The organism is Paraburkholderia sp. JPY465 (assembly GCF_050436725.1).
GTDB lineage: Bacteria > Pseudomonadota > Gammaproteobacteria > Burkholderiales > Burkholderiaceae > Paraburkholderia > Paraburkholderia youngii.
This window is the reverse complement of sequence record NZ_JBNDMT010000003.1, coordinates 490,596-505,666: the sequence shown is the minus strand read 5'-3', so window position 1 is coordinate 505,666 and position 15,071 is coordinate 490,596. Positions and strand designations below refer to the sequence as shown.

Sequence of the window (15,071 nt, the reverse complement as noted above, 5' to 3'; positions counted from 1 at the left end):
CGAATTCGCGCGCCGCGCCGGCCCTAGCAGGCCGCTCGGCCGCAAAACCTTGCTCTACAATGCGGACGGACCTTTCCGTTGGCTCGACACCGCCCCGCTCACGCGCCCGAGCCGCGCTCAACCGGATCTCTACCGACATCATGGCCACTGACTTCCCCCCGTTCCCGCCGCTTGCCCAGCTCGCCGCCGATCTCGCCGCCGGCCGCACCACCAGCCGTGCGCTCGTCGAAACCGCGCTCGAGCGAATCGCCGATCCTGCCGGCCAGGGCGCCGCCGTCTTCATGCACGTCGACGCCGATGCCGCGCGCGCCGCCGCCGACGCGCACGACCGCCTGCGCGCGGCCGGCACCGTGCTGTCGCCGCTCGCCGGGATTCCGGTATCGGTCAAGGACCTGTTCGACATCGAAGGCCAGCGGACCCGCGCGGGTTCGGTCGTGCTCGCCGATGCGCCACCCGCGAAAGCCGACGCGGTCGCGGTTGCGCGGCTGAAGCGGGCCGGCGCGGTGATCGTCGGGCGCACCAACATGAGCGAGTTCGCGTTTTCCGGGCTCGGACTGAATCCGCACTACGGCCATCCGTTGTCGCCGTACCGGCGCGGGGTGAAGGGCGACGAGCGGGTTTCGGGCGGCTCGTCGTCGGGCGCGGCGGCGTCGGTCGCCGACGGGATGGCCGCGGTCGCGCTCGGCACCGACACCGGCGGCTCGATCCGCATTCCGGCCGCGCTATGCGGGCTGACCGGCTTCAAGCCGACCGCCGCGCGCATCCCGAAGCAAGGCGGCGTGCCGCTGTCGTCGACGCTCGATTCGTTCGGGCCGATCGGCGTATCGGTCGCCTGCTGCGCGCTGGTCGACCGGATGCTCGCCGGGCTCGAGCCACGCATCCCGGCCGCGCGGCCGCTCGAAGGCGTGCGCCTCGGCGTGCTGACCAATTTCGTGACCGACGGCGTCGAGCCCGAAGTCGCGCGCGCGATCGACACCGCGCTCAAACACCTGGAGGCGGCTGGCGCGATCGTCAGCGAGGTGCGCTTCGCCCCGCTCGACCGCCTGCCGGAAATCAACCGCTTCGGCTTTTCGCCGATCGAGGCATATGCGTGGCATCGCCCGCTGCTCGACAGGCATCGCGAGCAGTACGACCCGCGCGTGCTCGTGCGCATCATGAAAGGACAGCCGGCCACCGCGGTCGACTACCTGGACTTGCTCGCCGAGCGCGCCGCGATGCTCGATGAAGCCGCGCGCACGCTGTGGCAGCGTTTCGACGCGGTCGTCGCGCCGACGGCGCCGGTCGTGCCGCCGCGCCTCGCCGACCTGCTGCACGACGACGACACGTTCGGCCACACTAACGCGCTGATCCTGCGCAACCCGAGCGCGTTCAACTTCCTCGATAGCTGCGCGCTGTCGCTGCCGTGCCATCTGCGCGGCGACGCGCCGGTCGGCCTGATGCTGGCGGGCGCGCCGCACGCCGACGACGCGCTGCTTGCAATCGGCCGCGCGGCCGAGGCGGTGTTGAACGCGATCCGTTAAAGCGCGGCAATCGTCAGGCGATAAGCGGCGCGAAAGGCGTTCGCGCTAGAATCGCCGGCACCCGCTCTATCGTCTCCAGACCAATCGAAGATCCATGACTAACGACTCCGCGATGCTGCGCCGCGAGCGCACCCTGCTGAATCTGCTCGGCCTGATCTGTCTCGCCCTCGTAGGCGGTGCGCTGTACCTGCAGTTCGGCCTGCGCGAAGACCCGTGCCCGCTGTGCATCATCCAGCGCTATTTCTTTCTGCTGATCGCGATCTTCGCGTTCCTCGGCGCGCGCTTCAAGAACTGGCGCGGCGTGCGCCTGCTCGAAGTGATGGCTGCGCTGTCGGCGCTCGCCGGCATCGCCACCGCCGCGCGCCATGTGTATATCCAGGCGAATCCTGGCTTCAGCTGCGGCTTCGACGCGCTGCAGCCGATCGTCGACAGCCTGCCGCCCGCCCACTGGCTGCCGAGCGTGTTCAAGGTGGCGGGCCTGTGCGAAACCGCGTATCCGCCGATTCTCGGGCTCACGCTGCCGATGTGGTCGGGGGTCGCGTTTATCGTCGCGTTCGCCGCGCTGATGCTGAGCCTGGTACGCAATCGCCATCGGGTGTCCTGACGACCGATCCGCTTTGCCTATGACGCCGGACTTCGTGTCGCCCATGCTCGGGCCACCGAAGTCCGGCGTTTTTTTCTGCGTGATGTTCACCGATCGCGCACCATTGTGGTCGCCCGCCGCCCCGCGCGCGCAACTTCTCGCTGCCGCGCGAATCGTACCAGGATCATGATCGCCGCCGCATGAGCTTCATGCGACGCGGGAAATATTTTCGAGCCGGCGTAGTGCTATCTTCGGGTATGGATGGCGATCTACGTGCGCGAGGCCGGCTTTTGCGACCCCATGCGTAACGCGCGCCCGGTCCGCACTGTCTTCCGATTCGCCATGACAACGCAAACCATCCGCTTCTATCACCAGGGGTCCGTCCGCGAGGTCGCGGGCGTTCCGGCGACGCGCACCGTGCTGCAGCACCTGCGCGAGGACTTACGCTGCACCGGCACCAAGGAAGGCTGCGCGGAAGGCGACTGCGGCGCGTGCACGGTCGTGATCGGCGAACTCGACGCGCGCGGCGAACTCGCGCTGAAGGCGATCAACGCCTGCATCCAGTTCCTGCCGACGCTCGACGGCCGCGCCCTCTTCACCGTCGAAGACCTGCGCGCCGCGAACGGCGCGCTGCATCCGGTGCAGCAGGCGCTAGTCGACTGTCACGGTTCGCAATGCGGCTTCTGCACGCCCGGCTTCGTGATGTCGATGTGGGCGCTCTACGAAAACCAGCCCGCCAGCGCCGGCCTGCCGACCCGCGACGAAATCGACGCCGCGCTGTCCGGCAATCTGTGCCGCTGCACCGGCTACCGGCCGATCATCGATGCCGCGCAGAAGATGTTCGACTACGCGCAGCATCCGCGCGTCTCGCTCGATCGCGATGCGATCGCCGCCACGCTGCGCACGCTGCAACGCAAAGACACGTTCGAATACAGCGCGCCCGACAGCCGTGGCGCCACATTCGGCTCACCCACCTTCCACGCCCCGCTCACGCCCGACGCGTTCGCGACGCTGCGCGCGCAGCATCCGGACGCGCGCATCGTCGCGGGCAGCACCGACGTCGGCTTGTGGGTCACCAAGCAGTTTCGCGATCTCGGCGACCTGCTGTACATCGGCAACGTCGCCGAGTTGAAAACGATCGCGCGCGACGCGCAAACGCTGACCATCGGCGCGGCGGTCTCGCTCGAAGACGCGTACGCGGCGCTCACCGCCGACTATCCCGAGCTCGCCGAACTATGGACCCGCTTCGCATCGCTGCCGATCCGCAATGCGGGCACGCTCGGTGGCAACGTCGCGAACGGCTCGCCGATCGGCGATTCGATGCCGGCACTGCTCGCGCTCGGCGCCGAGGTCGAGCTGCGCCGCGATCGCACGACCCGCACGCTGCCGCTCGATGCGTTCTACCTCGGCTATCAGAAGACCGCGCTCGCGGCCGGTGAATTCGTCAGCGCGCTGCGCGTGCCGCGTCCGGCCGGCGCACTGCGGTTTCGCACCTATAAGGTGGCGAAGCGTTACGACCAGGACATCTCGGCGGTGTGCGCGGCGTTTGCGTTGCACGTCGCGCAAGACGGCACGATCCGCGCGGCCCGCGTCGCGTTCGGCGGCATGGCGGCGACACCGAAGCGCGCCGCGCATGCCGAAGCCGTGCTCGACGGCGCGGCGTGGAACGATGAGACGGCCCGCCGCGCGATGGACGCGCTCGCCGCCGATTACCAGCCGCTCACCGACATGCGCGCGTCGAGCGCGTATCGGCTGAAGGTCGCGCGCAATCTGCTGTGGCGCTTCTACCTCGAAACGCGCGACGACGCGCCGCTCGCGCTGTGCGACGTCAACGCGTTCGCGTTCGAGCCCGACGCAACCGTCGCGAAGGAGTCGCCGTGATGAACCGCACCGATGCCTTTATCGAACGCGCGGGTGAGCGTGCCGAGCATCGCGACGACGCGTCGATCGGCGTGCCGCTACCGCACGAATCCGCCGCGCTGCACGTGAGCGGCGAAGCGACTTACACCGACGATATCGCCGAGCTACACGGCACGCTGCACGCGGCGCTCGGCCTGTCGCGCCATGCGCATGCGCGGATCGTGTCGATGGATCTCGACGCGGTCAGAAACGCGCCCGGCGTGATCGCGGTGCTGAGCGCCGACGACATCCCCGGCGAAAATAATTGCGGCCCGGTGCTGCACGACGACCCGATCCTCGCCGACGGCGAAGTGCTGTACCTCGGCCAGCCCGTCTTCGCGGTGATCGCCGAAACTCACGAACTCGCCCGCCGCGCGGCCGCGCTCGCGAAAAGCGACGACGTGATCCGCTACGAGCCGCTCGACGCGATCCTCACCGCCGCCGATGCCAAAGCCGCGAAGCAGTTCGTGCTGCCGCCGCTGCATCTGCGGCGCGGCGATCCGGACGCGAAGATCGCCGCCGCGCCGCATCGGCTCGCCGGCACGTTCGAGGTCGGCGGCCAGGAGCAGTTCTATCTCGAAGGCCAGATCGCCTATGCGGTGCCCAAGGAGATGGACGGCTTGCTCGTCTACAGTTCGACGCAGCATCCGAGCGAAATGCAGCAAGTGGTCGCGCATATGCTCGACTGGCCCGCGCATAACGTCGTGTGCGAATGCCGGCGCATGGGCGGCGGTTTCGGCGGCAAGGAATCGCAATCGGCGCTATTCGCGTGCGTGGCCGCGCTCGCGGCGCAACGCTTGCGTCGGCCGGTCAAGCTGCGCGCCGATCGCGACGACGACTTCCTGATCACCGGCAAGCGCCACGACGCGGTCTACGAATACGACGCGGGTTTCGACGATCAAGGCCGCCTGCTTGGCGTACGCGTCGAAATCGCGCTGCGCGCCGGCTATTCGGCGGATCTGTCCGGCGCGGTCGCGACGCGCGCGGTATGCCACTTCGACAACGCGTACTCCCTGCCCGACGTCGATATCGTCGCACTGTGCTGCAAGACCAATACGCAGTCGAACACCGCGTTTCGCGGCTTCGGCGGACCACAGGGCGCGCTCGTGATGGAGGTGCTGCTCGACGGCATCGCGCGCGAGTTGCGGCTAGATCCGCTCGACGTGCGGCTCGCGAATTACTACGGCGTCGGCGAACGCGATACGACGCCATACGGACAGCGCGTCGAAGACAACATCATCGCGCCGCTGACCGACGCGCTGCTCGATTCGAGCGACTACCGCGCGCGGCGCGCGGCGCTCGCCGAATTCAATGCGAAGAGTCCCGTACTCAAACGCGGCCTCGCGTTTTCGCCGGTCAAGTTCGGCATCTCGTTCAACGTGCCGTTCCTGAATCAGGCCGGCGCGCTCGTGCACGTGTACAAGGACGGCTCCGTGCTCGTCAATCACGGCGGCACTGAGATGGGCCAGGGGCTCAACACGAAAGTCGCGCAAGTGGTCGCGAATCAGTTCGGCTTGCCGCTATCGCGCGTCCGGGTGACCGCGACGGATACGTCGAAAATCGCCAACACCTCCGCGACCGCGGCTTCCACCGGCAGCGATCTGAACGGCATGGCAGCCGTTGCCGCCGCGCAGACGATCCGCGCCCGCCTCGCCGAAGTCGCAGCGCGCCAGCTCGGCGGCGACGCAAACGACGTGCAGTTCGCGCGCGGCAGCGTAGCGGTGAACGGCGGTGCACTGCCGTTCGAACAGCTCGTCAACGCCGCGTATCTCGCGCGCGTGCAGTTGTGGTCGGACGGCTTCTATGCGACCCCGAAAGTGCATTGGGATGCGAAGACGCTGACCGGTCATCCGTTCTATTACTTTGCGTATGGCGCGGCGGTATCGGAGGTCGTCGTCGATACGCTGACCGGCGAATGGAAGCTCGTGCGCGCCGACGTGTTGCACGACGCGGGCCAATCGATCAATCCGGCGATCGATCTCGGCCAGATCGAAGGCGGCTTCATTCAGGGCATGGGCTGGCTCACCACCGAAGAGCTGTGGTGGAACCGCGACGGCCGCCTGATGACGCACGCGCCGTCGACGTACAAGATTCCCGCGGTCAGCGATACGCCCGCCGCATTCCACGTGCGGCTCTACGACAACAGCAATGCCGAGCCGACCGTATTCCGCTCGAAGGCCGTCGGCGAGCCGCCGTTGCTGCTGCCGTTCTCGGTGTTTCTTGCGATTCGCGACGCGATCGCAGCCGCGGTGCCGGGCGCACGACATGCTCCGCCATTGCGTGCGCCGGCGACGCCCGAGGCGATACTCGACGCGCTGGATGCGTTGAGTGCGTCGAACGCTTCGCAGCACGCAGATCCGACCGCAGCCGCCGCGCATCCCGACGGCGCCGACACCCCCACGCCACCCGCCGCGCCGACACCCGACGCGGCCCCGCAAGGAGAATCGCCGGATGCAAGCCTGGCTCACTGACCTGCAACATCTGCTCGCACATGGCGACGCCGCCGTGCTGGTGACGGTCGCGCGCGTCGAAGGTTCGGCGCCGCGCGAAGCCGGCACGAAGATGATCGTCACGCGCGACGCGGCCAAGCATACGATCGGCGGCGGCCACCTCGAATGGAAGGCGATCGAGACCGCGCGCCAGGTGCTGCGCGACGGCATGCGCGCACCGCACATGCGGCGGCTCGAACGCTTCGCGCTGGGGCCGAGCCTCGGGCAGTGCTGCGGCGGCGCGGTGATCCTCGCATTCGAGCGGCTCGACGTCGGCGATCTCGGCTGGCTCGCGTCGCTCGCCAAGCGCCTCGCGGCGGGGCAATCGACGGTGCGTAGCGTATCATTCGGCCCCGCGCCGGATGCGGTGATGCTGTCCGAGCCCGAGCCCGGCATCGACGCCGCCGACTGCCTGCTGTGGGACGGCGCCGGTTTCGACGACAGCAGCGCGCTCTTGACCGAAACCATCGCGCCGGGCGAATTCGCAGTCGTGCTGTTCGGCGCCGGCCACGTCGGCGCGGCGCTCGTGCGCGTGCTCGCGACGCTGCCCTGCTCGGTGCGCTGGGTCGACGAGCGCGACGCGCAGTTTCCGCCGCTCGATACTCTGCACGCGCCGAACGTGACGATCGACGCGAACGACGCCCCCGACGAAGCGATCGATCAGGCCGCGCCGAACACGTACTTCATCGTGATGACGCACAACCACGCGCGCGATCTCGACCTCGCCCAGCGCATCCTGCGGCGCGGCGACTTCGCGTTCTTCGGCATGATCGGCTCGCACACCAAGCGCAAGCAGTTCGAGCACCGGCTAGCGGCGCACGGCATCGATCCGGCGCGGATCGCGCGGATGAAGTGTCCGCTCGGCGTCGACGGCATCGTCGACAAGTCGCCCGAGGTCATCGCGATCTCGGCGGCCGCGCAGGTGTTGCAGGCGGTCGAGGCGAACGCGGGCGCGCGCCACGCGACGCAGGCGGTCTGATTCGCGAGCCGCGCCGCTCACTACCCCATTACACAATTCCAAATCACCATGAATACGACAACCGCTACCCCCGCTTCCGTCGTTGCGCTCGCCGACAAAACCGCGCGCGCACCGAAGGCCGAGCTGCATATCCACATCGAAGGCTCGCTCGAACCCGAGCTGATTTTCGCGCTCGCGCAGCGCAACGGCGTGAAGCTCGCGTACGACTCGGTGGAAGCCTTGCGCGCCGCCTATGCGTTCACCGATCTGCAATCGTTCCTCGACATCTACTACGCGGGCGCGAGCGTGCTGCTGCACGAGCAGGACTTCTACGACATGACGATGGCCTACGTCGAGCGCTGCGTCGCCGACAACGTCGTGCATAGCGAAATCTTCTTCGACCCGCAGACGCACACCGAGCGCGGCGTGCGGATCGCAACGGTGGTGGCCGGCATCGAACGCGCGCTCGCCGACGCGGAGAAGCGCGGCATCACGAGCAAGCTGATCCTGTGTTTCCTGCGCCATCTGTCCGAGGACGATGCGCTCGCCACCTTCGACGAAGCGCTGCCCCTGTTCGAACAGTACAAGCATCGGCTGATCGGCGTGGGCCTCGATTCGTCGGAGCGCGGTCATCCGCCGTCGAAGTTCGAGCGCGTGTTCGCGAAGGCGCGCGCGCTCGGTCTGAAGCTCGTCGCGCATGCGGGCGAGGAAGGCCCGCCGTCCTACATCTACGAAGCGCTCGACGTGCTGAAGGTCGATCGCGTCGATCACGGCGTGCGCAGCATCGAGGACCCGGCGCTCGTCACGCGCCTCGCCGACACGCGCGTCGCGCTCACCGTGTGCCCGCTGTCTAATCTGAAGCTGTGCGTGTTCGACGACCTGACCAAGCACACGCTGAAGGACCTGCTCGATCGCGGCGTCGCGGTGACCGTCAATTCCGACGATCCGGCCTATTTCGGCGGCTACGTGAACGCGAACTATCTGGCGACGATCGACGCGCTGAAGCTCGACGACGCCGAGGTCTACACGATCATCCGCAACGGCTTCGAGGCGTCGTTCGTGACGCCCGAGGAACGCGCGATGCTGATCGCTAAGCTAGACGCGCACTGGCGGCAGTAAGCCGCGCGTCAATGGATTTCAACTGACCGGCCTCGACTGACGTCGGCGGCCAGCGGATTCGCTTCGTTCGGGGATCGGTAAGACCCCGAACGGGGCAACCGCTGCCTGCGCCGCCCAGCTTTCAACATTCGGAGACAGCTTTTCCATGACTGAATCGGCTCATACCACGCAAGCGGCACAAACTGCATTCCGTGCGCCGCTGTTGACCTTCAACGGCGATCCGGCGCACGCGCCGAACGCCGCTGTCTTTCACGAGGACGGTCTGTTGATCGTCGAAGACGGCCGCGTCGTCGCAGCGGACGCGTACGCGGCGCTCGCGTCGCGGCTCGCGCCCGGCACGCAGATCGTGGAGCGGCGCGACAAGCTGATCGTGCCGGGCTTCATCGATACGCACATCCACTATCCGCAGACCGACATGATCGCGTCGCCGGCGCCGGGTCTGCTGCCGTGGCTCGATACGTACACGTTCCCGACCGAGCGCCGCTTCGCCGACATCGACCACGCGCGCGACACCGCGAGCTTTTTCGTCGACGAACTGCTCGCCTGCGGCACGACGACCGCGCTCGTGTACTGCACGGTGCACAAGGAATCCGCCGATGCCCTGTTCGCCGAGAGCGAAGCACGCAATCTGCGCATGGTCGCGGGCAAGGTGCTGATGGACCGCCACTGCCCGGAGTTCCTGCGCGACACCGCGCAATCGGGCTACGACGACAGCGCCGAGCTGATCGGCCGCTGGCACAACCGCGGCCGTCAGATGTACGCGCTGACGCCGCGCTTCGCGCCGACCTCGACCGAAGCGCAGCTCGAAGCCTGCGGCGCGCTCGCGCGACTGCATCCGGACGTATTCATCCAGAGCCACGTCGCGGAAAACACCGACGAAGTGAAATGGGTCGCCGAGCTGTTCCCCGGCCACCGCAGCTATCTCGACATTTACGATCACTACGGGCTGTTGCGCCGTCGCGCGGTGTACGGCCATTGCATCTACCTCGACGACGAGGACCGCAAACGCATGGCGCAAACCGGCGCGCTGGCGTCGCACTGCCCGACGTCGAACCTGTTCCTCGGCAGCGGGCTGTTCGACTTCGAGAAGGCCGACTCGGCCGGCATGCCGATCGCGCTCGCGACCGACGTCGGCGGCGGTACGTCGTTCTCGATGCTGCAGACGATGAACGAAGCGCACAAGGTTGCGCGCCTCGGCGGCCATCATCTGACCGCGACGCGGATGTTCTATCTGGCGACCGCCGGCGCGGCAGATGCGCTCGATCTCGGCGACAAGGTTGGCACGCTGCGGGACGGCTCAGAAGCGGACTTCGTCGTGCTCGACCCGCAAGCGACGCCGCTGCTCGCGCGCCGCACCGCGCGGCGCGAATCGCTCGAGGAGTTGTTGTTCGCGTTCGCGCTGCTCGGCGACGATCGCGCGGTGTACGAAACGTATGCGGCCGGCAAGCGCGTGCATCGCCGCGACGACGCGCGCCAGCACGTACCGGGGCGCGCGAAGATCGCGGCTTGAGCATTTGACCTAGGCGGCTCGGATCGCTGCGCGCCTCAGCCCGCCTTGCACACCTCGTGCAACGCGTTGAGCCGCCGCACCGGGTCGGCGACATACGGATTCGACTCGTCCCACGCATAACCGGCGAGCACCGCGCAGATCGTCCGACGGATCGGCGTCACCTGCTCCGGGTAGTAGATGATGTCCTGCAGCTCGCCCGTGTACCAGCGCTCGACGAACGCGCGGAAGGTGTCGATGCCCTTGCGCAACGGCACGTCGTAAGCGGCTGACCAGTCCACCGTCTCGCCGTCGAGCTGCCGGTTCAGCGCGCGCGCCGCCAGATGCGCGGAGCGCAGCGCGATCGTCACCCCCGACGAAAACACTGGATCGAGAAACTCGCCCGCATTGCCGAGCAGCGCATAGCCCGGCCCGTGCAGACTCGCGACGTTCGCCGCGTAGCCGCCGATTCTCCGTACCGGCATCAGGAACGACGCCTGCCCGATCAGCCGGTTCAGCGTCGGCTCCTGCTGGATCAGCGCGCGCAGCGCCACCTCGCGCTCTCCTTCCGGCACGTCGAGAAAACTCGCCTCGGCCACACATCCCACCGACGAACGGCCGCCCGCGAGCGGAATCATCCAGAACCACACGTCGCGACGCTCGGGATGCGTCGCGATGCAGATCTTGTTGCGATCGATGTCGTCGAGCGCAAGGCCGTCGCACACGTGTGTGAACAATGCGGCGCGCGTCGGCATGCGCGTCGGGGTCTCCAGCTTCAGCAGGCGCGGCAGCACGCGCCCGAAGCCGCTCGCATCGAGCACGAAACGCGCTTCGATCTGATACGTGTGCCCCGCTTCATCGACGACGTCGAGCAGAGGCGCCGCGCCAGTCTGCACTGCGCTCACCGTGTGGCCGAAGCGCACGTCGGCGCCCTGCGCGGCCGCGCAGCGAATCAGCACGTCGTCGAACAGCGCGCGTTCGACCTGGTACGTGGTGCCCCAGCCAGGCGAATGCTTGTCGCGGAAGTCGAACGACGAGGTCTGGTCGCGATATACAAAGTGCGCGCCGTTCTTGTACTGGAAACCCGCCTCGACGACGGCCTGCAGCATGCCGGCCTCTTCGAGGTACGCCATGCTTTGCGGCAACAGGCTCTCGCCGATCGAGAAGCGCGGAAAATGCTGCCGCTCCAGCACCAGCACCGAGCGGCCCGTCTTGCGCAATAGCGCCGCAGCTACCGCGCCGGCCGGACCCGCGCCGATGATCGCAACGTCGACCACGGTCGGCTTTGAAGAATCGCTGTTCAAATCACTCCTCCAACGGTTTGCATGGGCGGCCGCGCCGTATGCGCGCCGCGCCATGCTTCGAACATCAGGCTCGCGCAACTGCCGCCGAACCCGAATGAAACCGACATCGCCGTGTCGATGCGCGCGTCGCGCGTGACGCGCACGAGCGGCATGTCGCGCACTTGCGGCTCGGGCGTATCGACCAGCGCGGTGCCGGTGATAAAGCCGTCGCGCATCATCAGCAGCGTATAGATCGCTTCGTGCGCGCCGCACGCGCCGATCGAATGTCCTGTCATGCCCTTGGTCGACGAAAACGCGGGCACCCCTTGCGCCGATGCATCGAACACGTCGCGCAACGCGTGCAGTTCTTCGACATCGCCGAGCGGCGTCGACGGCGCATGCGTGTTCACGTAGTCGGGACGCCGCCCCGCCTGCGCGAGCGCGCCGCGCATCGCACGCGCGATGCCGGCCGCACGCGGCGCGACCATGCCCGCGCGATCGGTGCAATCGCCGAAGCCCGTCAGCTCCGCGTAGATGCGCGCGCCGCGTGCAAGCGCATGATCGAGCGCTTCGAGCACCAGCACGCCGCCGCCCGATGCGATCACGAAGCCGTCGCGCTGCGTGTCGTACGGACGCGATGCGCTCAGCGGCGTGTCGTTGAAGCGGCGCGACAACGCCCCCATCGCGTCGAACATCAGCGTCGTGTTGTCGTGCAGCGCTTCGCTGCCGCCTGCGAGCACGATCTGCTGGCGGCCGGTCTGGATCAGTTGCATCGCCTGACCGATCGCGAGCGCCGACGTCGTGCATGCCGACGACGGCGAATAGCTGACGCCTTCGAGCCCGAACATCTGCGCGACGTTCGCCGACGCGGTGCTGCTCATTGCGTGCGGCACCGTGTACGGCGGCGCCTTGTCGACGCCGCGCGTTTGCGCGATCGCGAGTGCCGCGTCGTAGCTCGCGAGCGTGCCGACGCCCGAGCCGATCACGACTCCAGCACGCGGCGACTGCAACGAAGCGAGGTCGAGCCCCGCATCGTCGATCGCGCGCCGCGCCGCGTGGCACGCGAAACGCGCGGTGTCGCCCATGAAGCGATCGAGCTTGCGCTCGAACGGCGTCTCCTGCGCGACCGACGCGACGCCGGCAACCTGCGATGCAAATCCGCGCTCGCGCCACGCGTCGATACGCTCGATGCGCGAGCGACCCGCGCGCAACGCCGCGCAGACCTCGTCGAGCGTATTGCCGAGACACGACACGATGCCCATGCCGGTCACGACCACACGTTGCAAGCCGCCGCTCATCGAACGCGCCGGAAAATCAGCGACGTGTTGATGCCGCCGAACGCGAAGTTGTTGCTCATCACATACTCGGCGTCGATCTCGCGCGCGCCGCCGACGATGTAATCGAGCGGCGCGCAAGCCGGATCGACGTGGTCGAGATTTAGCGTCGGCACGTACCAGTTGCGCTTCATCATCTCGATCGTCCACCACGCCTCGATCGCGCCGCACGCGCCGAGCGTATGGCCGACATAGCTTTTCAGCGAGCTGATCGGCATGCGCGCGCCGAAGGTCTGCGCGGTCGCGTGGCTTTCGGCGATGTCGCCGCGATCGGTCGACGTACCGTGCGCGTTCACATAGGCAATCGCCTCGGGCGGCAATCGCGCGTCGCGCAGCGCGAGCCGCATCGCGAGCGCCATCGTGTCGGCGGTCGGTTGCGTCATGTGCGCGCCGTCCGAGTTGCAGCCGAAGCCGACAACCTCGGCATGAATCCGCGCGCCGCGCGCCACTGCGTGCTCGTACTCTTCCAGCACCAGCGTCGCCGCGCCCTCGCCGACCACGAGACCATCGCGCGCGGCATCGAACGGACGCGGCGTCAGATGCGGCTCGTCGTTACGCGTGCTGGTCGCGTACAGCGTGTCGAACACGGCGACTGCCGGACCCGACAACTCTTCCGCGCCGCCCGCGAGCATCAGCGTCTGCTTGCCGGACTGGATCGCCTCGTACGCATAGCCGATCGCCTGGCTGCCCGACGCGCACGCGCACGAAGTCGGGATGATGCGGCCTTTGAGGTCCCAGAACAGGCTCACGTTGACGGCCGTCGTGTGCGGCATCATCTGCACGTAGCTGTTCGACGTGACGTTGTTCATCGAGCCGGTTTCGAGCATCGTGCCGAACGCGCGGATCGGCTGCACCGAGCCCGACGACGAACCGTACGCGACGCCCATGCGGCCGTCGGCGATGGTCGTGTCATCGGCGAGGCCTGCATCGGCGAGCGCGAGTTCGCTCGCGCGCACCGAGTACAGCGACACCGGGCCCATCGAGCGCACCTTCTTGCGCGGGTAATGCGCGGGGGTCGTGAACCCGGGCAGCGGACACGCGAGGCGCGTATGCAGCGACTCGAAGTAGTCCCACTCGGGCATGCGGCGCACCGCGTTCTCGCCGCGCTTCAGGCGCGCTTCGACCGCGTCCCAGTTATCGCCGAACGCGGTCACGCCACCCATGCCGGTGATGACGACGCGCTTCATCAGACCATCCCGCCGTTCACGCCGATCACCTGGCGCGTCACGTACGACGCGCCATCCGACATCAGAAAGCTCACCACCGACGCGACCTCCGCCGGCTGGCCGACGCGGTTCATCGGTACGGTCTTCAGCGCGTGGTCGACCGTAACCTGTTCGAGCATGCCGGTTTCGATCAGCCCCGGCGCGACGCAATTGACGGTGATATTGCGCGACGCCAGTTCGACCGCGAGCGCCTTGGTCGCGCCGATCAGCCCCGCCTTCGCCGCGCTGTAGTTGACCTGGCCGCGATTGCCCATCACGCCCGACACCGACGCGATCGTGACGATGCGGCCGCCTTGGCGCGCGCGCACCATCGGCATCGTCAGCGGATGCACGACGTTGTAGAACGCATCGAGGCCGGTTTCGATCACGACGTCCCAGTCTTCCTCGGTGAGCGCCGGAAACGCCGCGTCGCGCGTGACCCCCGCGCTGCACACGATGCCGTAGTACGGACCGTGCGCGGCGACGTCGGCTTCGAGCGCCTCGCGGCACGCGGCGCGCTCGCGCACGTCGAATTGCAGCACGCGCGCCGTGCCGCCCTGCGCGGCGATGCCCGTCGCGACCGCGTCGGCTTCGCTGCGTCCGGTGCGGCAATGCACGGTCACGGCGAAACCGTCGGCGGCCAACTTGTACGCAATCGCCCGGCCGATGCCGCGGCTTGCGCCGGTAACGAGAACTCGCCGGCTCATGTACTGATACTCCCTTCGATGAATGACTGGAAATCGGGCGGTTGATACACCTTGATCGCGGCTTCGGCGCAGCGCGCGTCGCCGTCGTCGATCGTGCATTCGTAGGCGCTGTGACCTGCGTCGCTGCGCAGTAGTTCGCTCACGTGAACGTGCAAGCGCGCGCCGCTTCGGAACACCGGCTGCAACGCCTGATAGCTGCGCGAACCGAGCAGCACACCGTGACGCGCATGGCCGCCGCCGCGCATCGCGACGAGCGCGATGTGCGCGGCGATCGCCTGCGCCATCAGCTCGATGCCGATCCACGCGGGCATCGCGCCGGCGGCGTCGGCATACCATGCGTGCGGATCGACGCGGGCGAACGCGCTCAACGTGGTGTCGGCGAACGTGTCGATCGCATCGAGCAGCAGCATGCTGCCGCGATGCGGGATGATCGCCTCGATCGGCTGACGCACGAGTTGCTCGACGGTGAGTGGCGGAGTGGTCATGCG

At 67.8% G+C, this 15,071-nt stretch carries 12 protein-coding genes; 7 read left to right on the top strand and 5 right to left on the bottom strand.

Annotated elements, in window-relative coordinates:
- Window positions 1-140 precede the first annotated feature (140 nt).
- The 7 genes from QFZ94_RS16930 (at window position 141) to guaD (ending at window position 10,078) form a co-directional block, all read left to right on the top strand.
- Entirely contained in the window at window positions 141-1,520 is a 1,380-nt protein-coding gene (locus QFZ94_RS16930; protein ID WP_429458344.1) for an amidase, read from the top strand.
- Between the two features lie 94 nt (window positions 1,521-1,614).
- A complete protein-coding gene (locus QFZ94_RS16925) occupies window positions 1,615-2,124 on the top strand; it encodes a disulfide bond formation protein B (protein WP_368586800.1) in 510 nt (169 codons plus the stop codon).
- Between the two features lie 321 nt (window positions 2,125-2,445).
- On the top strand, window positions 2,446-3,984 hold the full coding sequence (gene xdhA / locus QFZ94_RS16920) for a xanthine dehydrogenase small subunit (protein WP_368586801.1): 1,539 nt from the start codon (window positions 2,446-2,448) through the stop codon (window positions 3,982-3,984).
- Window positions 3,984-6,473, top strand: a complete 2,490-nt coding sequence (gene xdhB, locus QFZ94_RS16915) for a xanthine dehydrogenase molybdopterin binding subunit (protein WP_429458341.1) — start codon at window positions 3,984-3,986, stop codon at window positions 6,471-6,473. The genes xdhA and xdhB overlap by 1 nt, the downstream gene beginning before the upstream one ends.
- Window positions 6,454-7,470 (top strand): xanthine dehydrogenase accessory protein XdhC, encoded by a 1,017-nt coding sequence (xdhC, locus tag QFZ94_RS16910; protein ID WP_429458339.1) that lies wholly within the window; start codon window positions 6,454-6,456, stop codon window positions 7,468-7,470. The genes xdhB and xdhC overlap by 20 nt, the downstream gene beginning before the upstream one ends.
- Window positions 7,471-7,518: 48 nt before the next feature.
- Window positions 7,519-8,568, top strand: a complete 1,050-nt coding sequence (locus tag QFZ94_RS16905; protein ID WP_429458337.1) for an adenosine deaminase — start codon at window positions 7,519-7,521, stop codon at window positions 8,566-8,568.
- Window positions 8,569-8,713: 145 nt separating this feature from the next.
- Complete coding sequence (gene guaD / locus QFZ94_RS16900; protein ID WP_368584890.1) at window positions 8,714-10,078, top strand: guanine deaminase; 1,365 nt, start codon at window positions 8,714-8,716, stop codon at window positions 10,076-10,078.
- 35 nt (window positions 10,079-10,113) lie between these two features.
- Here the strand turns inward: guaD and QFZ94_RS16895 are convergent, their stop codons facing one another.
- Genes QFZ94_RS16895 through QFZ94_RS16875 form a run of 5 tightly spaced genes read right to left on the bottom strand, consistent with a single transcriptional unit; the run spans window position 10,114 to window position 15,068 of the window.
- Window positions 10,114-11,358, bottom strand: coding sequence for an NAD(P)/FAD-dependent oxidoreductase (locus QFZ94_RS16895; RefSeq protein ID WP_429458335.1), 1,245 nt, complete (start codon window positions 11,356-11,358; stop codon window positions 10,114-10,116).
- Complete coding sequence (locus QFZ94_RS16890; RefSeq protein ID WP_429458333.1) at window positions 11,355-12,635, bottom strand: beta-ketoacyl-[acyl-carrier-protein] synthase family protein; 1,281 nt, start codon at window positions 12,633-12,635, stop codon at window positions 11,355-11,357. The genes QFZ94_RS16895 and QFZ94_RS16890 overlap by 4 nt, the downstream gene beginning before the upstream one ends.
- Window positions 12,632-13,858: a beta-ketoacyl-ACP synthase gene (locus QFZ94_RS16885; protein WP_429458331.1), complete on the bottom strand. Its 1,227-nt coding sequence runs from the start codon at window positions 13,856-13,858 to the stop codon at window positions 12,632-12,634. The genes QFZ94_RS16890 and QFZ94_RS16885 overlap by 4 nt, the downstream gene beginning before the upstream one ends.
- Window positions 13,858-14,583 (bottom strand): 3-ketoacyl-ACP reductase FabG2, encoded by a 726-nt coding sequence (locus QFZ94_RS16880; RefSeq protein ID WP_013090176.1) that lies wholly within the window; start codon window positions 14,581-14,583, stop codon window positions 13,858-13,860. Before QFZ94_RS16880 ends, QFZ94_RS16885 begins: the two co-directional genes overlap by 1 nt.
- Window positions 14,580-15,068 carry a hotdog family protein gene (locus QFZ94_RS16875; protein ID WP_368584895.1) on the bottom strand — a complete coding sequence of 163 codons (489 nt, stop codon included), beginning with the start codon at window positions 15,066-15,068 and terminating at the stop codon, window positions 14,580-14,582. The genes QFZ94_RS16880 and QFZ94_RS16875 overlap by 4 nt, the downstream gene beginning before the upstream one ends.
- Between the last annotated feature and the right edge of the window lie 3 nt (window positions 15,069-15,071).